The organism is Chryseobacterium sp. ERMR1:04, assembly GCF_001297705.1.
Lineage (GTDB): Bacteria > Bacteroidota > Bacteroidia > Flavobacteriales > Weeksellaceae > Chryseobacterium.
Map to the genome: position 1 here is coordinate 522,664 of NZ_LIRF01000004.1, position 25,553 is coordinate 548,216.

General features: G+C 33.9%; 20 protein-coding genes. 12 read left to right on the top strand and 8 right to left on the bottom strand.

Going from position 1 to position 25,553, the window contains the following annotated elements; genetic code table 11:
* The first annotated feature begins 271 nt into the window (after positions 1-271).
* On the top strand, positions 272-664 hold the full coding sequence (locus AMQ68_RS09855) for a hypothetical protein (RefSeq protein ID WP_054510461.1): 393 nt from the start codon (positions 272-274) through the stop codon (positions 662-664).
* A 27-nt stretch (positions 665-691) separates the two neighbouring features.
* Positions 692-1,132, top strand: a complete 441-nt coding sequence (locus tag AMQ68_RS09860; RefSeq protein WP_054510462.1) for an META domain-containing protein — start codon at positions 692-694, stop codon at positions 1,130-1,132.
* 150 nt (positions 1,133-1,282) lie between these two features.
* Here AMQ68_RS09860 and AMQ68_RS09865 read toward each other — a convergent pair whose 3' ends face one another.
* The 4 genes from AMQ68_RS09865 to AMQ68_RS09880 form a co-directional block, all read right to left on the bottom strand.
* Complete coding sequence (locus tag AMQ68_RS09865; protein ID WP_054510463.1) at positions 1,283-2,833, bottom strand: hypothetical protein; 1,551 nt, start codon at positions 2,831-2,833, stop codon at positions 1,283-1,285.
* A gap of 354 nt (positions 2,834-3,187) precedes the next feature.
* Entirely contained in the window at positions 3,188-4,933 is a 1,746-nt protein-coding gene (locus AMQ68_RS09870; RefSeq protein WP_123905655.1) for a hypothetical protein, read from the bottom strand.
* 477 nt (positions 4,934-5,410) lie between these two features.
* A complete protein-coding gene (locus AMQ68_RS09875; protein WP_123905656.1) occupies positions 5,411-6,424 on the bottom strand; it encodes a hypothetical protein in 1,014 nt (337 codons plus the stop codon).
* 75 nt (positions 6,425-6,499) lie between these two features.
* Positions 6,500-7,510, bottom strand: coding sequence for a hypothetical protein (locus AMQ68_RS09880; RefSeq protein ID WP_054510466.1), 1,011 nt, complete (start codon positions 7,508-7,510; stop codon positions 6,500-6,502).
* Positions 7,511-7,836: 326 nt separating this feature from the next.
* Here AMQ68_RS09880 and AMQ68_RS09885 point away from each other — a divergent pair, with 326 nt between their 5' ends.
* Positions 7,837-9,258 carry a tetratricopeptide repeat protein gene (locus AMQ68_RS09885; RefSeq protein WP_160317985.1) on the top strand — a complete coding sequence of 474 codons (1,422 nt, stop codon included), beginning with the start codon at positions 7,837-7,839 and terminating at the stop codon, positions 9,256-9,258.
* 8 nt (positions 9,259-9,266) lie between these two features.
* On the opposite strand, the gene AMQ68_RS09890 is transcribed toward AMQ68_RS09885, so the two are convergent.
* Positions 9,267-9,524: a SemiSWEET transporter gene (locus tag AMQ68_RS09890; protein ID WP_054510468.1), complete on the bottom strand. Its 258-nt coding sequence runs from the start codon at positions 9,522-9,524 to the stop codon at positions 9,267-9,269.
* A 59-nt stretch (positions 9,525-9,583) separates the two neighbouring features.
* A complete protein-coding gene (locus tag AMQ68_RS09895) occupies positions 9,584-11,296 on the bottom strand; it encodes a tetratricopeptide repeat protein (protein ID WP_123905658.1) in 1,713 nt (570 codons plus the stop codon).
* 470 nt (positions 11,297-11,766) lie between these two features.
* Between AMQ68_RS09895 and AMQ68_RS09900 the strand changes: the two genes are divergently transcribed.
* From AMQ68_RS09900 to AMQ68_RS09940, 9 genes are all read left to right on the top strand, one after another.
* Positions 11,767-12,219, top strand: coding sequence for a hypothetical protein (locus AMQ68_RS09900; RefSeq protein ID WP_054510470.1), 453 nt, complete (start codon positions 11,767-11,769; stop codon positions 12,217-12,219).
* A gap of 1 nt (position 12,220) precedes the next feature.
* The gene (locus AMQ68_RS09905; protein WP_241775095.1) at positions 12,221-12,607 is read left to right on the top strand and encodes a helix-turn-helix domain-containing protein; all 387 of its coding nucleotides are present in this window, start codon (positions 12,221-12,223) and stop codon (positions 12,605-12,607) included.
* Positions 12,608-13,174: 567 nt separating this feature from the next.
* Positions 13,175-14,593, top strand: coding sequence for a hypothetical protein (locus AMQ68_RS09910; protein ID WP_054510471.1), 1,419 nt, complete (start codon positions 13,175-13,177; stop codon positions 14,591-14,593).
* Positions 14,594-15,376: 783 nt separating this feature from the next.
* On the top strand, positions 15,377-16,792 hold the full coding sequence (locus AMQ68_RS09915) for a tetratricopeptide repeat protein (protein WP_054510472.1): 1,416 nt from the start codon (positions 15,377-15,379) through the stop codon (positions 16,790-16,792).
* Between the two features lie 327 nt (positions 16,793-17,119).
* Positions 17,120-18,352, top strand: coding sequence for a hypothetical protein (locus tag AMQ68_RS09920; protein ID WP_054510473.1), 1,233 nt, complete (start codon positions 17,120-17,122; stop codon positions 18,350-18,352).
* A gap of 623 nt (positions 18,353-18,975) precedes the next feature.
* The gene (locus AMQ68_RS09925; protein ID WP_054510474.1) at positions 18,976-19,869 is read left to right on the top strand and encodes a hypothetical protein; all 894 of its coding nucleotides are present in this window, start codon (positions 18,976-18,978) and stop codon (positions 19,867-19,869) included.
* A 135-nt stretch (positions 19,870-20,004) separates the two neighbouring features.
* Positions 20,005-21,840 (top strand): hypothetical protein, encoded by a 1,836-nt coding sequence (locus AMQ68_RS09930; protein WP_054510475.1) that lies wholly within the window; start codon positions 20,005-20,007, stop codon positions 21,838-21,840.
* 623 nt (positions 21,841-22,463) lie between these two features.
* Positions 22,464-22,904 carry a transposase gene (locus tag AMQ68_RS09935; protein ID WP_054510476.1) on the top strand — a complete coding sequence of 147 codons (441 nt, stop codon included), beginning with the start codon at positions 22,464-22,466 and terminating at the stop codon, positions 22,902-22,904.
* 13 nt (positions 22,905-22,917) lie between these two features.
* Entirely contained in the window at positions 22,918-23,277 is a 360-nt protein-coding gene (locus tag AMQ68_RS09940) for a transposase (RefSeq protein WP_054510593.1), read from the top strand.
* Positions 23,278-23,517: 240 nt separating this feature from the next.
* On the opposite strand, the gene AMQ68_RS09945 is transcribed toward AMQ68_RS09940, so the two are convergent.
* Positions 23,518-24,552: an FAD-binding oxidoreductase gene (locus tag AMQ68_RS09945; RefSeq protein WP_054510477.1), complete on the bottom strand. Its 1,035-nt coding sequence runs from the start codon at positions 24,550-24,552 to the stop codon at positions 23,518-23,520.
* A 54-nt stretch (positions 24,553-24,606) separates the two neighbouring features.
* Positions 24,607-25,545, bottom strand: a complete 939-nt coding sequence (gldN, locus tag AMQ68_RS09950) for a gliding motility protein GldN (protein WP_054510478.1) — start codon at positions 25,543-25,545, stop codon at positions 24,607-24,609.
* Positions 25,546-25,553: the final 8 nt, after the last annotated feature.

A 25,553-nucleotide genomic window follows, 5' to 3' on the forward strand; every position in this document is an offset into this window, starting at 1 on the left:
ATATTAAAGAATTTACCTATTGCCCTGCAGTAAGCAGAAAGCCCGTACTCGTTTTTTATAATCAATAAAATGGTTCTGAAATAAAAAAATAAGAATACAGAATAACTCCATTTTTTCTGATAAATTATATCTCTACTTAATCTGCTTTGAAAACACTTAAAATAAAAATTATTATTTAATTTATACAAAATTAACACATTAGAATTAAAAATATACGTAAATTTATACAACTTTAGCACTTAATTCATGAAACACATAATCACTTATCACTATGAAAAAATTATTACACCTCCTCATTTTAGGCAGTATTGCCTTTACCTTAACAGCGTGTAGGCACTCTTCAAAAGACCCTGAAATTATTACAAGTAATGCACCTGTGGAAGCCGATGATATTATTAAAGATGTCTTCACAGATAATTATGGCGAACAAATGGAAGTTGCCCTGAATAATTCTAACAACACCATCACGATACACCTCGATGGTAAAACGTATGAATTAAAAAAGAATGAAGACCTTCCTCACTATACAGCATCCAACACAGAATATCTATATTCCAACATCAAAGGAAATATTACTTTTCTGAAGAAAAATGTAGACATGGTATTGTTCCATCACAAAAAGGATAATAAACAACCTGCTTCTACGAAAATGGCATCTTATTAAAAATCTTCACTCCTAAAAACAATAACCATGAAAACTTTATATACTCATTTTGCCAGCTTATTTTTTGTCATGCTCCTGGCATCATGCATGAGCAAACCCAATACACCACCTTCCACATCTAATGATATTACTGGAAAAACTTGGAAATTGGTAGAACTTAACGGTAGACCGATTGCCCTCAAGGATCCGAAAAGCAATCCTCATTTTTCATTACATATGAAAGAGATGAGATACGAAGGAAACGGTAGCTGCAATGGGATTGGAGGAACCTTTGAGATCAAACCCGAAATGATGCGCATTAAATTCAACCAAGGTATGTCTACCATGATGGCCTGCGAAGATCTTGAAACTGAACAATTATTCACAAAAGCATTATTAGCAGCTGATAATTATACGGTCAACGGCAATACATTAAGCCTTAATAAAGCCAAAATGGCTCCCTTAGCCAAATTTGTATGGCAGAAATAAATTCTTTTTTATAAAACACATCATCATAAAGGAGTCACTTTACATTTCGTAAGGTGACTCTCATTTTATTCTAAACCTCATCTTCATTTTTCTTTCGTGTTTTAATCATTCTCATCAGGGATCAACAATTTTTTCTCAAAATCTATTTTCCTAATTAATGGCTGTAGCATAGACTGAACTTTCAGACCACGTTCCCCCAAAGCTTTTTATTACGGTACCTGCAGGCGTACTGTTTCCTCCTTTTTCGGTATTTCCAACAATATAACTATACTTCTTATCTGCACCCGTATTATTATTGATAAAAATACTTCCCTGAAATACATCAAACTGCTGAGAAGATCCTGCAGATCCCGGTCCCCGTACTCGAAAGCTCATTAAAGTAGGTCCGCCATTCACGTTAGAAGACTGTGCTCCGGCATCCCCAATAGCTAAGTTCTGTTCTGAAAATGTACTCCTCACAAACATCCAGTCATCATTATTTAAAGCTCCGGAAGTCTGTGCAAGCTGAGTAATGGTAATGATCCATTTACCGGGAGGTAATGTAATAAAACGCCCTGTATATTTTAGGGCTCCATCTTTCTGAAATGGAATATCCAATCCTATTGTTCCTGATTCGGTACCTCCAAGTATTACCGTAGTTGAAGGTGTTTTCCATTCTGCGGTACCATTAGTATCTGTAGCCATTAACACAGATCCAACTGTTACAAGCCCCGCAGCATCCTGAAATCTTCTTGTACCAACCACATGAAGGTGAGCTTGTGGATCTATAGTCCCAATTCCCACATTTCCATCAGCCCTAATCACGACGTCATTCAACTCTTGTGCAGCAGTAGGAGCACTATTTATATTATTATCTCTATTCCCATCTACATGCAACATTTGTTGAGGAGTAGCAGTTCCAAAACCTACTCTTTGGTCAGCAGATACAAATACGCCAGGTCTTGCAGGATTGTAATCATTTTTACCAGGCTGAACAGATCCGATTGCCAAACCATCAAACCCGTAAATATTTCCATCTTCTGTATTATGTCTTAAATAGTATCCATAGTTTGTATCATTCTCACTGAATTTTAATTCACCTCCAGAGCCATCTTCATTAGCATTGGAATGAATTCTCAGTATCGGATTAGGAATAGAGCCTGTTTGCGAAGCAGGGCCTCCTACTCTCATTTCGCCGCCTAGAACCTGTAAACTAGAATTAGGGGCAATAGTTCCAATTCCTACCTTTTCATTTAAGGTGTCTACCGAAAATGTGTTACCACCTACCGAAAATCCATTTACCACTGAAGAATTAAAAGCTAAGGTATTTGCCTCCTGCGTCACAACACGATCATCGGCAAGACTGCCATTAGCTGTATAAATATTGACGTCGGGAGAATTTCCTGTTTTAATTTTAATCCAAACATTTCCATCAAAATAGTAATATCCCCTCTCATCGATATTTAAAGCAGTTCCTGTTTGCGTTCCGTTAGAAACGTTGGCAACAAAAACCATCGTAGAAACAGCAACTCCTGTCATCGACTGTGCTTTCTGCCTATCCACTCTTGGAATCAGTAATCCTTCTGGCGTACCAGAAGTTCCACTAGGACTTTGTGCAGTAATATCCAATGTAGCTGCAGGAGCAATAGTATTAATACCAACCTGTGCAAAATATACACTTCCTGTAAAAAAAGCTAAGAGTAAAGTAAACTTGTTTTCCATTTTTTAAGTATTTGTTATATAAATTTTTAGGTATTGATTATGTTGATAGGTATCAAATTAACCTATCAATCTAAAATTAGCGAAAATATATCAAAAAACAACATTATAAAACCATTAAAACGATAAGCGACCCCATTTTCTACAATACCTCGTTGAATGCAACATCTACTTTAGTTAATCCTGAATAGCAGGAATAGATTAGTTTTCACAAAAGAGTCACTCTACATTCCGTAAAGTGACTCTTGTTTTTTTTCAACTGCATCTGAACCTACTTCATTTTTTTTGTGTTTTAATGATTCTAATTGAGGGAACAATTATTTTTTTTCAAAATCTGTGTTATGTATTATTTCCTTGTTAATTAATTGCCGTAGCATAGACTGAACTTTCAGACCATGTTCCTCCAAAGCTTTTTATTACTGTACCTGCAGGAGTATTACCGCCTCCTTTTACCGTACCTCCAACAATGTATCGATATGTTTTATTAGCATTCGTATTATTATTGATAAAAATACTTCCCTGAAATACATCAAACTGTTGAGGAGACCCAGCACTTCCTGGTCCTTGTACTCGGAAACTCATTAAGCTAGGTCCGCCATTCACATTTGGAGACTGCACTCCCGCAGCACCCACAGCCAAATTCTGTTCAGAGAATGTACTTCTTACAAACATCCAATCATCAGCATTTAGATTTCCTGAAGTCTGTGCAAGCTGCGTAATGGTAACGATCCATTTTCCGGGAGGTAATGTAACAAAGCGTCCGGTATATTTCATCGTTCCGTCTGTTTGAAAAGGTATATCCACTCCTATAGTACCTGTTTCTGTTCCTCCAAGTGCAACTGTTGTTGCAGGTGATTTCCATTCTGCTGTACCATTTGTATCCGTTGCTGTCAGTACAGATCCTACCGCCACAGATCCCGTAGTTGCATTTTCAAATCTTCTTGTTCCGATTGTATGAAAATTAGCTTGTGGATTAACTGTTCCCACTCCCACTCTTCCGTTCTTATTCAATGTCATCAATGCATTTCCATCCGTTGGAACTCCTACAAAAAGCTGCATTACATTTTGCGCAGCACCCAATCCGTAGAAATCATCTCCTGCCACATTGTTCCATATTGCTAACTTTTTCCCCTGAGATGTTCCTAAATCTAACTTATTGTTTGGATTAACAGTTCCAATTCCCATGTTTCCATTACTTCTGATTACCACATCATTTGACTGCTGAGCATCTGTAGGTGTTGTATTGATATTATTATCTCTGCTTCCATCTACATGAAACATTTGCTGAGGGGTAGCAGTTCCCAACCCTACATTTTGACTATCTGAAATGAACACTCCCGGTCTAGCAGGACTATAATCATATTTCCCTGTCTGAGCAGCTCCTATCGCTAAACCATCATAGCCATATTTAACTCCAGGATCTGTATTATGTCTTAAATAATATCCAAAATCCGAAGCATTTTCACTAAACCTCAACTCTCCTCCTGAACCGTCAGTATTGGCATTTGAATGAATTCTTAACACAGGATTTGCAATAGAACCTGTTTGTGAAGCAGGACCTCCCACTCTCATTTCTCCTCCTAAAACCTGTAATGTTGAGTTTGGCGCTGCAGTACCGATTCCTAATCTATTATTAGCCGCATCTACAGACAACGTAGTTCCATCAACCGAGAATCCATTTACCGCTGTAGAATTAAACGCTAATGTATTGGCATCCTGCGTTACAATACGATTTTCAGTAAGGCTTCCGTTTTTATTGTAGATATTGGTATCAGCAGAGTTTCCTGTATTTATTTTAATCCAGGCTGATCCGTCAAAATAATAATATCCTACTGCATTGATATTAATGGCAGTTCCTGCTGCTGCTCCGGTAGCAATACTATTTACATAGATCATTGTAGAAGCTGTAACCCCAGTCATAGATTGCGCTTTTTGTCTGTCTACTCTTGGAACTAATAATCCTTCCGGACTTGTAGAGGTACCCGTTGCTGTTTTGGCAACAATATCTAGGGTAGCTTTGGGTGTTGATGTATTAAACCCAACTTGCGCTTGAGCAATACCAGCCACGCTAATGGCAAGTAGTAAAGTAATCCTGTTTTTCATTTGTCTTAGCATTTAGTGTTTGCTCCTGTGGCATTAAGAATCTATTGAAATTTTACACCAACCGTATTCTTTATGTTTAGGAGCTTTTTTTAAAGATCTTTATTGTTATTGTAATCTTAACAGACCTTTCGTTTTTATATTAAATTTGTATTTTGTATTATCACAGAATTCGGAAAAATATTAATCAAAATCTAACAACAGATTAAATTAATATTTACATTGAATCATGTTGCAAATGTAGAACCAATACACGATAAAATGAGTACTGCAATTCTACCGCAATTTCATTAAATCTTAATTACCAGAATATTACACCCAACAAAGAAGTAGTCATGAAGTAAATAAAAAACAATTAAACCATCCATAAATAGTGGAGTTATTATTTAGAATAAATCAATTAAAACAAATCAGGTTTAGTAAAAAATGTGACAATACGAACAATAGGATATTATGAGTCAAATGTCTTTTTTTCATATTTTATGTTCCTCCGATAATTTCAAAAAAATAAGACATTACCTGCTGCGTATTGGACAGCGTGAGAGCCCCTGTTGATTGATTTAATCTGATAGATGAATTGCCCTGCATCACATTATCCCAGCCCACAGCGGTTGGAGTATTCACATTCAATGGTTTCGAATTTCCGCTACTCCCTTTTATATTGACATCAATAAAATGAATAGGATTTGAAGTTCCTGTACCTATTACCGTAAAATCTCCATAAGTATAGGATCCCCCTATTCCATTATTTGAATTGCTGCTGTTATCCACATAACATACAAAACGCACTCTCGCAATGGTATTTGAAATGGGTAAAGATGCAATGGTGTAATTTTGCCCCGGTCGTAATCCACCTGAAACTGTAGTAGATCCCTTTGGCGCAGTTGTTAATAAACCGGTGGTAGGATGTATGTAAATTGGGTTTGCAACTCTAACAGATGTTGGTCTATTAGCTGCAACTGTCTGACTGAATCCTAATGTTCCTTCCAGATCCAACGTTTGGGTAGGCGCTGAAGTTCCTATTCCTACTCTATTATTTTCTGCATCTATAGAAAATGTGGCTCCATCTACTGAAAACGCATTGTTCGTATTTGCTGTAAATGATAATTTATTAGCCCCTTGGCTCAGTATACGGTTATCTGTAAGAACACCATCGGTAGTATACATTGTATGATCAGCGTTAATTTTTACCCAAGCGCCGCCATCAAAAGAATAATATCCTACTTCATCTATGTTGATGGTCGTTCCTATTTGTGTTCCGGTTGTTATATCATTTATATATAATAAAGTAGATACGGGTATCTGAGTCATAGATTGTGCTCTCTGCCTATCAACCCTTGGTATGAGCAGACCTTCTGCTAGCCCTGAAGTTCCGGTGGTATTTTTTGCATTGATATCGAAGGTTGCTTTTGGTTCAGTTATATTAACTCCAATTTGCGCAAAGGCAAAAGAATTAACCATAAGAAGCAAAAATGCATTAACTATATTATTCATTTTCTTTGTGTTGGATTATTGTGATTTCTGTATTTTTTAATTATTGATGGTAGGTCTGAATACCTTTCAATACGATTAAGTTCCTCCAAGAGTGTCAAAAAAATACGTCATAGCATTGGTGGAATTTTGGATGGTAAACTCTCCCGTTGTCTGATTTAGATGTAATGAAGTCTGTCCCTGCGAATTATTATCCCAACTCATAGCTGTCGCTCCATTAGTAATCAGCGTTTTAGGATTTCCTTCACTGTCTTTTATATTTACATCAATAAACTGTATGCGATTTCCCGTTCCAAAACCTATTATGGTAAAATCTCCATACGTATAAGCTTCAGGTTCATTGTTATCTGCAGTACTGCTATCATCTACATAGCAAACAAAGCGCACTCTTACGATTGTATTGGTATTTGGCAAAGTAGCAATGGTATAATTTTGTCCTGCTCTGTATCCTCCCGATGTTGTTGAAAATCCTTGTGGCGCGGTGGTAACCAATCCGCTTGTTGTATTTACATATAGAGGTCTGGCTGTACTTAATACCTGTGGTTTATTTTCCGCAGGAGTCTGGCTAATCCTTAATGTTCCCTCGATATCTAAATTCTGCGTGGGAGCTACTGTTCCTATTCCCACTCTGTCATTCGCTGCGTTGACAGAAAAAGTAGTTCCATCCACAGAAAACGCATTCACCGCAGCTCCTGTAAAGGCTAACGTTTTATCTCCCTGATCTACGATACGATTTCCTGTAAGAGCTCCATCCGAATTATAAATATTGGTATCTGAATCAACTTTCATCCAAAGGCTGCCATTGAAGTAATAATAGCCTGTCGCATCAATATTCACCGCCGTTCCGGCTAAAGTTCCGGTGCCAATATTATTTACATAAATCATGGTGGAAGTTTCTACCCCGGTCATAGACTGCGCCCTTTCTCTATCTACTCTTGGGATGAGCAATCCTTCCGGAGTTGTGAATGTTCCTACTGACTCTTTAGCATTAATATCCAATGTTGCCTTCGGCTCAGGCGTATTGATACCCACTTGCCCAAAAGTAAAACCTGAACATATGATGGCTAATAAAATAACATACTTATTCATTTCGTACTGTTTAAATGTTGTTAATTGTGTTGATGTGTGTTTTTAGAATCGTACTCAGAAAACGTGTTTTTACTTTCTGATGGTTCTTAATAAATTTTTCACTGCAAATGTATTGCGGATAACAGAGACAACTGCTACTACAACTCTACTACAGAAACACAACTGTCTAAATATCAAACACAAGCAAAGACACCGTAGTAAGATTGATGTATAAAAAAGAGCTCATTTTTATGAATATTTTTTATCGAATTATTAAATTTAATTTACTTTTTACCGACTTTTCAACAAAGAGCTTTCCTAAATATGTATTTTTGTTTACCATAAATATGATGATGTTCCAAAATAATTTTATAGTAAAAACATTTTATCTTCTCTCCATAGTATTGTTTTCACAATATCATTCTCAGACACATCCTTTATCAGAACTTGACACCATCACCCGCCAATACAAAAACACAGGTGATCTGGAAGGTGCCATGAAGTTTAATGTAAACGCCCTTAAAAAATATGAGGATGAAAAAAATGCTGAAGGCACCGTAAGAGCTCATATTAATATTGCCAATTTACTCTGTACACTCAACAGACATAAAGAAAGTTTGGAATACCTTGATAAGGCCGAAAAGGAAATTAAAAAAACAAAAGATCCCATTCTAAGATCAAGATTATACAGTGAATATGGACGAAATTATGCGCTGCTGAAGCTACTGAAACAGTCTAATCTTATTTTCGACAAAGCCATTGGCTACGCCTGGAAAATCTCTAACCAAAAACAAAGAGATTATTATTTATATTATAATTATGCATGGAAATGGGATAATTTTGATAATATGAATGAGCTGGATTCTATGCATATGATGCAGAGAAAATGTTTAAAGATCTCCTCAGAACCATTACTGTTTGTGAAAATTGCAGATCAGTATGTATCCAGAAAAATACATCTTGATTCTGCCGAATTTTATCTTAACAAAGCCCTTCCATTAGCATCCACAGGAAAATATCCTATCCGACAAAAAGCAATGGCCCTACTCACATTCGGAAATCTGTATACCGAAAAGAAAGAATATGAAAAAGCACTGGATTATTACCTGCAATCGCTCGCTGTTTCTGAAAAAATGAAAAGCAGCTCAGACATACAAGAAGCTTATAAAGCTATTTCCAGAACATACAATTTCCTTGATAATAAAGAAAAATCGGTAGAATACTATACTAAATACTCCCTTTTAAGCGATAAAATCGCTGGTGATGAAAAGAAAGCCCTCAATATTGCGGTTGAAAAATCTCTTCAGGAAAAAGAAGATGAAAAGAATAAATTCTATCTGATTATCTTAACGATTATCATCCTATTTTTAGGAATCGGTTATTTCATTCGAAAAAAATACATCCAGAAACATAAGGAAAGTGAAGAAATGATTGAAGAAAAATCTTTGGAAACCGATGAACTGAAAAAGAAAATCAATCTTTCTTTTGATGAGGTGGCACAATTAGCAAGAGATAATGATCCGTTTTTTGTAACCCGCTTTAAAGAAGTATATAAAGAATTTTATGACAGTTTAATCTCTCAACAGCCTAACCTTACAGATCATGATATTAAGATTTGTGCCTATCTGAGACTCGATATTTCAAGCAAAGAAATAGCACAATATGAAAATATCACCGTTCGCGCCGTGGAAACAAAGAAATATCGACTTAAAAAGAAACTCCAACTTTCTGCTGATACAGATTTAAAAAAATGGATTCTAGAAATCTAAAAAATAGATTAAGATTTTTTGTAAACTACATAACATATAAGAAGGCTGAGATTCATCAAGACAGAAAATGCATTCGAAAGAATAATGGGCCATTCATTTTTAAGGACACCATACCAAATCCATAATGAAACTCCGGTAATAAGCACCAAAAGCATTACCCATGAAAGATCATCTACATTTTTCTCTCTCAAAACTTTTATCAGTTGAGGAATCATAGCAACGGAAGTAAGCACTCCTGCAACAATACCTAAAACGTTTTCATTCATGGCTTTAAATTCTAGCTTGAAGGTACATATTTCGCATGTATTTATTACAGTTTGTGGTATTATTTTATTGAATTCAAGAAAGCACTAAGGTCTGTTTCTTTATCCAATCCTATTTTATATTTTAGTTTAGTTTTATACACGCGAACACTTCCCGGTCTAATATTTTCGAGTAAAGACACTTCTTTTGAAGACAAGTTTAGCCTGAAATAAACACATAATTTCAATTCAGATTCAGTTAAAAAAGTAAATCTTTCAGCAAGCTTTTTCATAAATTCTTTTGTCTCCCCAGAGCTTTCATCAATAAAGTCATGATTTTTTTGATCTATCTGAAGTAGATTATTTGTTTGAAAAAAGAGATCTTTCAGCGTATCTTCCGGGTTTGCATTTTTAGATTTTTTCATTTTTTTCAGATTTTCCAAAAATGCTTTTTCCGTCTCAATCTTCAAATTAAGGTTAAGGTGAAGATTTTTAATTTTACCTTTCTGAAGCTGTATATCTTTTTCAAGATTTTCTTTACTGTTTTCAAGAATGCTGTTTTGTATTTCCAACAGCTCTCTTTCCAGTTTATTTTTTTTTCTTATTTGCAAAATGGTTCGTATACAAACCAAGATGACAAAAACCACCAACACAACAAGCAACACATTCTTTTTTCTGTGTTCTGAAATTTTATAGTCATATTCTTGGTTAATATTTTTGAGTATATAGCCATTCAATATATCCGAAACACTATCTAAATCTCTAACTGTATCTTCTTGATTCTTTTTAGTCATTTTTAAAAGCTCAGCAGATTGCAATTCAATACCTCGCAAATCACCATTCTTAATGTAATAATCCAGTAAAAATTCACAAACCTCAATCTTATAGCTCAAATCGGTCATTTTAGGAACAATCGTTACAAGGAGGTCAACTAGTTTTTTTTCTTTATCCTGCTGATTTGTAATACGGTACAATTTAAATAACTCATCTGCATTACGAGCAATATCCAAAATATATTTATCTGTTTTTTTATAAAACTCAAGCTCCTCTGTTAAAAACTTTTCTGCTAATTGATATTCCTTTTTATTTAAATAATAGGCTCCTAAATTCCCTTTCATTAGATACAAGAAAGCAGTTTCCTGTTCATTCAGGTTATTCTTTTTTTGTAAAATTTGAATTGCATACTGAGTTTGTTTAATGCTTAAATCTAAGCTTCCCATCATAGAATCACACAAAGCAAAATTATTATACATAGATGCAATATGCAAAATATCTTCCTTACTAAAAGTATTTAATGCTTTTTTGAAATAGAGTTTCGCCTGAGAATAATTTTTCTGACTATAATACCATTTACCTTTTAAATGATATAGATGAGGTAAAAAAAGTTTTTTTTCAGATCTATCTTCTATATATATAGCTCTATTTAAAAACTGTAAAGATAGTTTTGGAGATGTTTCTTGAAATTCAAGCGCTAAGTAAAAATTACAAGCAGTGGTTATATATTTATATTCTTTATTATTAATTCGTAATAATTCGTAAATAAGCGATATCCTTTTTGATCTATCCTCTAAATACAAAAACTGCTCTATGTATTTACTGCTTATAAGATATTTTAAGTCCTGAGTTTCTTTGTATTTCTCATTTTCCTTAAGATATAAACTATGAATCTTATTTTTATCATTCTGAGTCGCAGTATACTCTTTGTCAAGTATATAAAAGTAATCATCTTCAACCTTAGAATGGCAGGAAGACAAAAATAAAAAGGATACCAGAGTAAATATTATAACGCGATACATACTCGAAATTAGAAAAAAAAAGTGACTAAAATCCTCTTGATTTAATTAATTTTTCAAAATAAGAATTTTAACCATTAGGTATTATTTATCAATTTATAAAATATCACAAAATAACATTTATGGAGAATAAAAATTTAATTTTATTTCAATACCCATTCTTAAATTGTTAGACTTATATAATCATTAAACTTAAACAAATTACTCTAATTTAAGAGAAATAATAAAAAAAAAGCTTTAACCATAGGTGATACAGCAAAAATTTAATATTGAAAAAAAAGTAACATGTGCCAAAATATAAACCTATAAAAATAAAGAAGTTACAAAAACTAAATTAACATTTCATCCTATATAATACCTCCTTCATTAACACCAATTAACAGCCTTCCATCACCATTTTAAGCCCTTACGCTATAGCTTTGTTTAGAGATCACGCCCCCGTAAAAAAAAGTATTAACTCTAAATAAAATGTTATGAAGTCTTTTAAAAATATCAATGTAGGAAACTTAATTAGACAGAGAGTTATAGAATCAGAAATGGACATTTCCAGACTTTGTAATTTTTTCAGCTGTACGGAAGAAGAAATTGAGGAAATGTATGAATCCGCAAGTTTAGAGTGTTCCGTTCTTTTGAAATGGAGTAAGCTTTTAGAATATGATTTTTTCAGAATATATTCTCAGCATCTCATTCTTTTTTCTCCGCCTAGCAATGCCTATAGCTCAGACAAAGAGAAAACAAGCAGCTTACCCCAATTTAGAAAAAATATTTATACAAAAGAAGTTATTGATTTTTTAATAGAGCTGATACAATCTGGAGAAAAAAACATGAATGAAGTAATTAATCAATACGGCATTCCAAAAACAACCCTTCATCGATGGACTGTAAAATACAGAAAGCAAGAAAAAGATGGAAAAGATGGAAAATAAAATGAAAAAGAATCTCACCACTAAAACAAAAGAAAAAATGCAAAGAGCAACACCCAACTACAAAAAAATCTATATAGATCTTATTAACAAAAACCATCCTCATAAAAAAGAGGAATGTAAAAATATATTACAGAAATCTGATCTTTCTATGCTGGATGTCATTAATCTGAACAATATTATTTTCGGAATTAAGGATAAAGAAACTCTTATTTTCAACCAAATGCATCGTTCTTATGACGAAAATACCATTATAGAAATCCTCGATTATCAACAAAAGAACAACTTAAATAATACACAGCTGGCTAATCATTTTAAGCTAAGCAGAAATACAGTTACTAAATGGAAAAAACATTTTGCAAACAGGCATTTGCATTCTTTTAAGACCTAGCAGTTAGTCTTAAAAAAAACACAAATTAATTATATGCCATTACACCTTAAAATAGGATATATTGATTCTTGGCTTGTGTTTCATTCTGTACCTTTTCTCAAATAGAAAAATATCTAGAAAAAGTTAGTTATAAACAATATTTCTATTTTTTGTCTTAATGAGTCTTGATCGAATGTAAATGCCATTATTTTAAATCTTACACCAATCTCATACAAAATATATTAATTAGTTATAAAGTGGGGTAAGGGCGTAAATAGTATACAATGAAGAAAACTCGTACTTTTTTTACATTGCCTATTTGCGCTCTTTTTTTAATTGAAGAACGACACAAAAAATCAATTTATGTATTATTCTATATATTTTTCATGTCCGAATACATCCCTAAAAACTCATTTTAACTTTGAGTGATTCGCATTTATATTTATCTTAATGTAAAAGAATGTTCTAAAAACCAGCTAAAAACAATTTAATTTATATTAAGAACAAATAAATAATAATAATTTACGTCTATAAACTATACAATAATATACTATAAAAACTACTTTTGTATCGTAAAAACCACAAATTATGTTTTTAAAATATTCCCACAAAAAAACATTATCCATTTTAATCCTGCTATTTATAACTAATTATAAAGCGCAAATACATTCTATAAAAGAGCTCGACAGCCTTACAGAGAAATACAGAACGGAGGGCAATATCAAGAAAAGTATTGAACTTAATCTAAACGCATTAAAAGACTATAAAAAACAAAATAATAAAGATGGCATCGCGGCCTCATACATTAATATGGGCGGACTGTTTTGGAATCTTCACAGATATAAAGAAAGCTTGAAATATCTGGAGGATGCAGAAGAGATCTTACGACAGATAAAGAACAGTAAATTATGCGCTAAAATGTATGGAGAATATGCCAGAAACTATGCATCTATAGGACTTCTAGACCAATCCAACAGCAGCCTGAATACTTCCATTTATTTTGCGAACCAAATTCCTGATAAAAAAGAAAGAGAAAAAATGCTGTATTTTTTTTATACCTGGAAATTAACCAATTTTGAAGAGCTTGGTGAGGCAGACTCTATTAGAAATACCGTAAAAAAAAGAATGGAACTAGCCATTCAGCCCCTCACCTACGTTTATACTGCCGAAATATTTCTAAAAAATAAAAAAACAGATTCCGCGGAATACTACCTGAATAAGGCAAGCCAGCTCTCCGGAGATTTTAGCCATTATCAAAAATCTATGACGTTGCTTGCTTTCGGAAAGCTATATACCCAAAAGAAAGAGCATGAAAAAGCGTTGGAATATTATCTTCAATCGTTGTCTATTTTACACCAGATATCACGTAAAAATGATATTAAGAATGTATATAAATTAATTTCAGACGCTTACGGATCCCTCAGTAATCCCGAGAAAAAAAATGAATATCTGGAGAAATATGCTGCGATCTCAGACAGCATCAATGAATCTGAACGGGAAGCATTGAGAATACCTGTGGATAAGATAATCCATACCGAAAACGAGAGAGAGAAAAATGAAAGAACGAAGTATTTAATTTTAATATCCGCATTAATAGCTGCATGCATTATTATTGTTATCATCCTTACAAGGAGATATATTAAGAAACAGAAACAAGCCGAAGAAATCATTATTGAAACGTTACACGAAACAGATGAGCTAAAAAGTAAACTCAACGAAGCTTTTGAAGAACTCTCTAAATTGGCCATGGCGAATGACCCGTTCTTTCTTACCCGTTTTAAAGAAGTGTATCCTGATTTTTATAATACTTTGACCACGAAATATCCTAATCTTTCGGCCAATGACATTAAATTTTCAGCTTTTTTAAGGCTCAACCTCTCCACCAAAACCATTGCCCAATATAAAAATATATCAATCCGTACCATTGAATCTAGAAAATACAGATTGAGGAAGAAGCTTGATCTGCCTTCAGACATAGATCTTAATAAATGGATGATGGAACTGTAATTTTAGACATCGAAACCTTATCATAAGAACCTTTACATGAAATAATGTGACGGTTCTTATATTTTAAGATGAATAACTCTACACCCCTCACTTACTCACTACGTCATACATACTACTTATTGCAATTTAAAAAACTAAAGACCAACCAGATAAACTACAACAGTAGATTTGCAGTAACGTATTTCTCTACAATTGACTATACATTTGCAACTCATTCTCAAGTTAGTATTTAAAAACACAAATTTGTTCCCTAATAAGGATTTATATGGTGAGTGTAGTCCCAACAAAACACTCACTATTTTTTAAAATTAAAAATTAATGCAGAGAATATAATAAGGATATTTGATTATTTAAATGTTTACTTTTTTAATAATTATATTATTAAGTAAAGTGAAGCTAAAGCAGAAGGACCATATTGATTATAGAAATTCATCCCATTTTATATGATTATCTACTTCTGCTTTTAACATTTAAAAAGTTTTGTTTATAATAAGGGTTTAGTAGTGGGGGAACGCAAGTGAGCTCACTACTTTTCAATTTTTTGGAATCAAAAAAAAAGTCTCTTATTTTAAAGTATAAATAGCTATGATCTTTACCTATTATAAATTCACCGGCCAGAATGTAATGCTTAGGCGTTGCTCATGGTAAGTAGATAAAAAAAGAATAACACACCAATAAAAAAAATAAATATGAAAACGTCCTGTTTATAGGACGTTTTTTTTGTGCACAACAAAACTTATGTTTTATATAAAATATTTATCTTCGTTACATAAAATACAGTGTATGTTTCAAAAAAAATTCAGAAAAGTAGTATATCTTTTATTTGTACTCATCATTTCTCAATTTAAATCTCAGACCTATAGTCTCGACGAGCTAGAAAATATAACCGAAAAGTACAGAGCTGAGGGAAAAATACAGGAACTTATTGACTTTAATAAGAAAGCTCTCTCCCAGTATCAGCAACAAAATAATAAAGAAGGTGCTGTAGCTGCCTATATTAACATTGCCAATTATTTGGCTGTAGTAAATAATTACCAAGAAAGTTTGGTCTTTCTCAATAAAGCAGAAAAAGATATCAGCGAGATAAGAAATGCAGAATTAAAGTCTAAATTCTATGGAGCCTACGCCAGAAATTACTCTGAATTGGCATTGTACGAGCAATCTCTGCAAAACTTTAATAAATCTCTTGAATATGCATGGGAAATTTCGGATACCCAAAAGCGAAAAAAACGTCTTTACCTCTGCTATTCTTGGAAAATGGCTTGTTTTGAGGCATTAAAAATGCCGGATTCTATGAGAAGTATGGAAAGAAAAATTCTCTCTATATCTCCGGAACCTCTTATTTATGTTACGATCGCTAATCGAAATTTACAAGAAAAGAAACCCGATTCTACTCTATATTATTTAGACAAAGCAATGGCTATAGTAGACCAATATTCTGTTTATGAAAAAGGGAAAATACTATTGAGCTACGGAAGATTATACACCGAAAAAAAAGAGTATAATAAAGCATTGGACTACTACATGCAATCGCTGGACATTTTTGAAAAAATGAAAAGTAAGTCGGATAAAAGAACGGCCTACAAACAGATCTCAGAAACCTATATCTCTTTGAAAAACGATGATAAAGCCAACGAATATCTCAAAAAATACACCCAAATAAACGACAGCATTACCAAAGAGGAAAAAGAAGTAATGCATATTCAGGTAGAAAAGGTGATTCATGAAAAAGACCAACATGAAAAAACTGAAAAATCTAAACTTTACCTTTTAATACTATTGATTATCATCGGTTTTATTATCGTCGGATACTTTATCAGTACAGCCTATCTTAAAAAACAAAAGCGTAAAGACGAAGTCATCATTGAAAAATCGCTGGAAACAAACCAGCTAAAGAAAAAACTGAACCCTGCATTTGAAGAAACCATACAACTTGCTAAAAAAGGAAATCCTCTTTTTCTCACGCGCTTCAAGGAAGTGTATCCTGATTTTTATGACAAAATATCAACTCAATATCCCAGTCTTACCTCAAATGAGCTTAAATTTTGTGCTTTATTAAAATTAAATTTTTCAAGCAAAGAAATCATGGATTTCGAGAATATAAGTCTCCGTACAGTAGAAACCAGAAAATACAGACTTCGAAAAAAATTACAGCTTCCTTCCGATATCGATATTAATAAATGGATGATGGAGCAATAACTCCACTTTTCCTGTTATCAACAACCTATTTATTTTCCGTTTTCAACAGAGCTTGTAATTTTTACAAGCTCTGTTTATTTTCAAAACCATTAGTTTCCTTAAAAAAGGTACTACTACCCCAAATTCAACCTACTGCATTTCCACTTAAAATACATCGCAAAGCCTTATTGTTACGATGGTAGTAGACACGTAGTAGCTTATAAAGGGCTACTTCTAAGTAGATTTGCACCAGAATTTTTCTCAGTACTATTTCATACTTATTTCGAACAAAAAAAATCGCTTTTTGAGCTAAAATTCTAGTCACACAAGAAAAATAAATCAAACAAAATGAAAAAAAATGTATTTCTTTTAGCATTAGTATCTTCGTCTTTTGCTTTTTCACAGGTAGGTTTTAATACGCCGAATCCAGAAGCAACAGTGGATATCAAAGCAAAATATTTAAAAGGTGGACCTACTAACGTCAGCCCTAGAAATGTAGAGGGATTACTAATACCAAGAGTAGATAGACAAAGAGCTCAAAATATGCTTAATATTCCTCTTTCAACAATTATTTTCATCAATGACATCAGCACTGGCTCCCAGGTAGGAATAGCTACCGGCATTGACGAAATAGGATATTATTATTATAACAATACCGAATGGATAAAGTTGAAATCCGGCAATGCCAACATGTATAACACCAACGCAGCACTTTCTGAAAACAGAACCATATCACAAGACGATAAAACATTGGCGTTCAAAGGAACAAGCATCAACTCATTTTCGATAGATGATGCCACATTTTCTGTAGACGCATCCCATAACAGAATTGGTATGGGAACCAAAGCACCTATTTCGGATGTTCAAATTGTAGGTAACGAATTGAGACTAGGTGGACCCAGTACTCAGGAAGGAACTGTTGCCAATCCTCTATTAAGAATCCATTCCAATGCCAATGCGGATGGGTCAGGAGGTGAAATAAGATTCAGTGAAGATAACGCAGCCTACGGTTATTATATACGTCATAATACCGAAGCAGGAGATACATATGGATTGGATGGGCTAGCAATTGGTGCTAATGCTCCCGGAACCTTTTACTATAATCCTGCAAAACCGGGAATGTTTGTTTCAAGCAGTCAACATGTAGGTTTTGGAACAGCTACCCCGCAAACCGTTTTTCAGATTGATGGAGCAAGAGATAACAACATCAATATGGCGCCAACAGCAACTCAGGAAGCAAACGATATAGCAGTTACCGATTTAGGAGATGTAGGAATGGGTACTTTAAGCCCTCGAGGCGCTTTAGATATCAATAACGGTCAAACCAACAACCATGGTTTGGTACTTCCTACCAATGCGAATGTAAATAATTTTACCAATCCACGAGGAGGCAGCGTGGCCCCCGGAACTATTATCTATGACAGTACCAATGATTGCGTGAGATTCTATAAAAAAAATGGAAACTGGAGCAAATGTGTAGATGATACCACTCTTTCTCCTGAAACAGGAAAAGTGATGAATTTAGATTCTGCTCATGCCACCAGCGTTGTGGCTCTAAAAAAAGAAAAGTCGAATTCTTGATTTTATTATTGGATAATAGACGCTTAGGACAGAAGTAATCTGGCCATTAATTCTATGTAGAGAAAGAATTTTTAATAATTGATAAAAAAGTTTTGAATGTCCGTTTTTAATACTCATGTTTTTCTAACGTAAAGTTCACAAAGATCTTTCTACGATGGCAGATCATCTATAAAAATTTTATTTTTTTTCATCATTCAGTGTGTGACCCAAGGTTTTTTATAAATCTTGGGTCTTTTTTATTTGCAAAAAGAATATTTGAAACCATAAAAAACGCCTCTATTTCTTGAGTATTATAAATTGTCTCTTCCAATTTCTTTATAAAGCTTGTACTTTTTACATCAATCAGGTTGTTTTCGTTTAAAAATTAATCCAAAAACAAACAAAAACCATTTCTTTTTCTACTGCATTTCTACTTAAAAAAGCCGATAAACAATTACAGATCATCATAGTAGTATACACGTAGTAGCTTATATATTCTTTGGTCTCAATAGGTTTGCAAAAGAATTTCTTTAATGAAATTCCATTATTATTTCGATGAAAAAACCGGTTATTTCTCTGAAATACGATTCTAAACACACACCTAAGGAAAAGAAAAAATTAAAAACAAAAACAGAAGTTAACAAATGAAAAAAAACACATTCATCTTATTGGCAATGCTGAGCTCAGGATTTGCCTATTCCCAAGTTGGTGTTAATACACCAGACCCTAAAGCTACTTTTGATATTATCGCTAAAAACTCTACAGGAACAACAACTTCTGCCGAAGGAATTCTGATTCCCAGAGTAGACCGACAGCGGGCACAATCTATGACCAATGTTGAAACGTCTACGTTGATCTACGTAAACACGAGTTCTACCGGAGATCAGACAGGAACAGCCATTAACATAGACGCTCCAGGATATTACTATTACGACGGAAGTGTATGGATAAAATTAAATGCAGCGGGCGCTTCCCAAGACACCAACATTTATAATCAAGATGGAGCACTTTCTGAAAACCGTACCGTATCTCAGGCAGATAAAACCTTGGCTTTTACAGGAACTATAGCCAATTTATTTTCTGTAGACGGCTCCACTTTTTCGGTAGACGCCGCCAATCACCGAGTGGGGATCGGGACCACCACTCCCACCAATAAATTAGTCATAAAAGGAGTAAACGCCCAACCCGATTATAAAAATGCAACATTAAGAATTGATGGAAGTTCGAATCATGCATTAGATTTCGGAACATTTGCAGATTCTCCTTATGGATCTTATATCAGCAGTAACGACAAGTCAGATGAAAGCTTACCTTTGATTCTTAACCCTTTAGGATCAAATGTAGGTATTGGTACTATTAACCCTACTTCAAGTGCCATACTGGAATTGGCGGCTACTGATAAAGGATTTCTTCCGCCCCGATTAACAACTGCCCAAAGAGATGCTATTAATCCTAAACCGGAAGGCCTGATGATTTACAATGCTACTGTAAATATTATGCAATACTGGAACGGAAGCACATGGGTAAACTATCAGTAAGAAGCAGTACATCTTCCAACCCTATTTTTTAAATAGATCCGTTATCATTCACTTTTTAATCATCTGGATCTCCCCCTCTATCCTGATGCGTCAGAAATCTTATGTAAAGAGTGAAGAATTTTTAAAATCAAGGACATGAAAAAAAAAATTATTATCATATCAGCACTCATATCATTTAGCTTTGCTTGCGCGCAAGTCGGTGTCAATACCGCTTCCCCTAAAGCAACCTATGATATTACAGCAAAAAATCCTACCGGTATTCTTTCTACCGCCGAAGGTTTGCTTATTCCAAGAGTAGACAGGCAAAAAGCGCAATCTATGACAGGCGTGGTAACCTCTACGTTAATCTATGTGAATAATGTAGGGAGTGGCGCCCAGACAGGAACAGCCATTAATATAGACGCCGTTGGGTATTATTATTTTGATGGTACCGTATGGACTAAAATAAACCAGGGAAGTTCCGGAAAGAACACCAATATATACACGGTAAATGGAAACCTTACCTCCAACCGTACGGTATCACAAACCGGCAGAACTTTAGCTTTTACAGGAACTGCTCCCAATGCATTTTCGGTAGATGGTTCTACGTTATCTATCAATACCGTGACTCATGCGATAGGAATTGGTACCACTACTCCTTCCAACAAAATGGTTGTAAAAGGAGTGAATGCCCAACCCTCTTCCACCAGCGCGACCCTAAGAATAGACGGAAGTGCTAATCACGCATTGGATATCGGAACTTTTAATGATTCCCCGTATGGATCGTATATTACAAGTCTTGACAAAAGCGGAACTGGCCTCCCATTAATACTTAACCCTTTTGGATCGAGTGTAGGAATTGGTATTATCAATCCTTCATCAAGCGCCGTATTAGATCTTTTTGCAACAGATAAAGGTTTCCTTCCGCCAAGATTATCTACAGCGCAGAGAGATGCCTTAAATCCTAAAACAGCAGGGTTAATGGTCTATAATACAACAACCCACTGTATGGAACATTGGGATGCTTCACAATGGGTTTCTAAATGTTCAACAAGCTCATTAGCTTTGGATTGTGCCGGAGTAACCCATAACGGAACATTAACGAGCGGAGTTTCTGCTTCCGGAGTTTCAACCACAATACCATATACTGGCGTAAACGGAAGTGCTTATGCAGCGCAAGCCGTAGCTTCTACAGGGATTACAGGATTAACGGCCACTTTAGATGCCGGAAACTTTGCCAACGGAAACGGAACCCTTACCTATACCATTACAGGAACGCCTTCTGATACAGGAACTGCTACGTTTAATATTAATATTGGTGGACAAACTTGTACCTTCACTAGAAATGTGGCTCAAGGGATACCAGCAATTGATAATACCCCTACATGTACTGGTACCACACTCAATCCTCAATTTAGTGGAAGTCAAAATTTTGTAATAAATGGAAAAAATGTTACGGCTACGTACAGTAATGCTTCTAATGCACATGTTGCTTCATATTCCTACAAAGAGTGTAACAATGCAAATAATATAGTAAATAGAAGCTTCCTATTTCTTATGTCAAACAAAACTATAGTTGGTGGTACAGACCCTTATGGATTACCAATAGTTAGTTATCCTACTAGCTGTAAATTAACCATTAAATTCAGCAGTGCTATAACCAATCTTAAAGTTTTTCATCCAGCCATCCATAATGATGAGAAGTACAAATATACTTTTAAAAGAAATGGAGTAACGGTAAATCCTAAAATGCAGCTCATCTGCAACGAGGGTAATGATTATAGCATCACCTCCAATACTGTTACCAGTAGTAGATACGCTATAAGTAATACTAATGGTACTTATATAATAGGAGGAGATTGGTTTGATGAAGTAGAAATTAATGGAACGCAAACTGGTGGGCTTAGTTACCCTCGTCCTGGGGGTGTTTGGAATACACATGACTATCCTAGTGGAAGCCCTATCCTATTTTGTGTAGGAGCTGCACTATAAGCCCTAATACCAAAATTAGTAAATAATAAAAATACATACGTAGTAGTTTAGTGTTTGTGCTAGCAATTCGCTCTGTATATTTTGCAGAGCGAATTTATTGACTCATTAAAAAAAATAATTGACTACATATTCCGATGATGAGCGCTATTGGCTAACCAATACAACTGTTTCCATATTATTTATACAAAAACCACGTTATCCTCTGAGATAAAACACGAGACAAATGAAAAAAATAACACAGCATTTTATAAGACTTTTAAAGAATATAAAAACGCTCTATAAAAATAGAAAAATACAAAATCAGATAAATAAAGAAGATTGAACAGAATGGTAATCACTAAAATATCATTCACTACATTTTAAATTATACTGTAATTTTTACTTAAATCAACTTATTTTAACTTAAAAAACCATTAAAAGGCTACTCCATTTTAACTCAAAATAAAAAATAAAAAACTGAATCACAACACAGTAGAATTTTGAAGTATAATTACAGTACGTTATTTTTAACCCATCTGCTATAGATTTGCAGGCATGTAAGCCCCAAACAACTTAGCATCTTTTTATTCTTTTGAAAAAATCCCTCATTTATTTTTCGAAAGAACCTACCAAGACAAACAGCAATGCAAAATTTAAAAGACATACATATAGGATCCCTAATAAAAAAAAGAGTTACAGAATGTGATATTAACATGTCCAGAATTTGTAATTTTTTAAACTGTGATGAAGAACTCATTAATGAAATGTATCTAAGCGATTCTTTGAATTCTCATTATTTATTAAAATGGAGTAAACTTCTGGAATATGATTTTTTCAGACTTTATTCGCAGCATCTCATTCTGTATTCACCACAGGCATCCATCAAATCTAATCAATCTAAAATAGAAAAAACCAGTTTACCACAGTTTAGAAAAAACATCTACACCAAAGAAATTGTTGATTTCGTTATAGAAATGATTGATACACAAAAGAAAACCAAGATTCAAATTATAAAAGAGTATAAAATACCCAAAACTACGCTCTATAAATGGATCGCCAAATACAAAAAAACCGATGATAATTAAAAATAGTACACTTATGATATCTTGTTTAAAAGCCCAACAATCAAAATCTCCGGATTATAAAAGGATCTTTAATGATATGATTCAAATGAAGTATCCTGAAAAAGAGGAAGAATGTAAAAGTATACTCAATAAGAAAGAATTATCGAGCCTGGATATTCTTAATATCAATAAAAAAATATTTGGAACAGAGGATAAAGAAACCCAAATCTTTAACCAATCCCACCGCTCTTATGATAAAGAAACAGTACTTGAAATTTTAAAACATCAAAAGAAAAACAGACTGAATAATTCTGAGCTGGCAAGAGATCTAAAAATGAGTAGAAACACCATTACCAAATGGAAAAAAATATTCGCCTCCTATCCTATTCATTAAAGAAAAATAATTAAGCTTTCTTATTATTCATTTGAAAAATAATGGGAAGCCCACCTATAATTTTATAATTGTGTTTTTGTTGGCAGGGGACGTTTTTTTTTCATGTATTACGTAGTCTACTTTTTTCCCCTGTCACTTTTTTAACAATACAATTTTCCATTTTTAACTTTTTACTAGAAGAGCAAAGATTTGAAATAAATCTTTGCTCTTTTTATATCTTATAAGAAATGAACCGTATTTTTATTTAAACCGATCCAAAGAGACTTCTTCGTCCAAAGGAATATCATTTTCTATCAACTCATACAAACGCTTTGAAAAGAAACATCCGTTCAAAATTCCGCGCGCTCCAAGGCCATTAAAAACGTATAAGTTTTTATTTTCATGGTGTCGCCCGATAATGGGCCTTCTGTCTTTTACGGTAGGTCTAAATCCAAAATTCACTTCCTTAACCTCAAAGTCATAAGGATAAAATTCTGATAATCCTTTAACCAATTGCTCAACGGCAGAATCGTCAATATGATGATGCAACTGTTCTCTGTCATAAGTTCCACCATAAAAATACAATCCGTTATAGGTTGGAAATAGAAAATGTTTCTTTTTAATGGTAATATTCTCCGGAATCGGAGTTGAAAGTTTTACTTTAATATGATGTCCTTTATTAGGAATCACAGCAATATCAGAAAAAAACGGATTGTCCTTCACTCCCATTCCCTCACAAAAAAGGATATTTTGATACCTGATATCCTGATATGTATTTTCGGATGTATGTAATTTACTATAATCAAATTTTTCTTTTATCAGTTGAGAATTATTCTCGAAATAAGTAAACAAATCTGCGAAAAAACTATTCACATCAAGCCTTGCAGACTGATTTACTTTTCCTGTATTAAAAGAATTGTTTACCACCTCTAAATGCTTAAAATCTTTATCTAAAAAATGCAATAAATCTTCATTCCCAGATTTTTTAAGCCAAAGCTTCTGTTCATTCTCATCATGAAAAATTCTGTGGATAGACGCTTCTATCAAATAATTTCTACCCGTATATGATTCAATTTCTTGAAGAGCATTTTTAAGGAAGTCTATTTGTTCCTGAGCTTTCCAGAAAGTGGTAAACTTCTTAAGCACCACAGGATTTATAATCCCTGCAGAAACCTGAGAAGCACTCTTTTTCCCCTCCGAAAACAGAACAAAAGACTTGTTGTTCTTTATCAATTGATGAGCGAAAAACAACCCCGCATATCCATCTCCTACAATAATATAATCTACATTTTTCATAATAAAAAAACCTGAGTAAAAATACTCAGGTTTTCTATAAATATCAAGTGAAATTTAGTAATTCCACATATCATTTTCCATTTGAAGAATTTGCTCCTTAATTTTGTCGCTTTCTTCGATCTGCTCTTCAGCATTTCTAGGAAGATAGTCTTTGATAACTCCATCTCCTAAACCGCCTGAAGACTTATAAATAACTGAAGAAAACCTTCTAGCATTCAATAAATCATCAAAAGATAAGTCTGCAGATGAATTTTTTCTATTGTAAACAAAATTGTTTGCCAATACATCTCTTGCGCTAGGGTAATATACCCAGAACAAATCAATAAGTTCATCAGCTCCAGATAACGGTTGTCCGTCTGGTCCTGTTCTACCTTGTACAGCAGGATCTGGACCCATTGCAGCGATACCAAGAGGTCTGTATTTCATTTGACCATCTCTTTTATCGATAAACCACATACCCATAATTTTAAGAACCTTAACTTTATCTGTAGTCGTTTTAAAGATATCTGTATATTCTTTCTTCTCTTGCTCAGTAAGTTGTCTTCCTGAGTTAAGAATATCAATAGCTGCATCAGAGATTCTTACGCTTTCTAATCTTTTCTGAATTCCTTCAGGAGAAAGTTTAGTTACAAAGTTCTCATCATCATATACCTCCTTAATTTTTCCAGTAATAGCTGCATCAAGTAATAATTGATATAGAGATCTTGTTTGAGTAGCCAACAAACCATCCGGATTATCATAATAGTATGGCTGGTTGATCTTATCATTCATATCAATAATCTCCCAAACAAACATACTTTTCAAGATATCTTTATCATCAACAAAACCATATTCCAAAGGCTTAACTGTTTTATCAACGATAGTATCTCCAACTTTTTGTTTATTCTCAGCTCTCATCTGTCTAAACTCCTCTGGAGAAGAAGCGTTTAGAATAGTTTGGGAAAATGCAAACCCCGAAACTAATACTAAAAAAGTGCTTATATGTTTTTTCATAATGTTAT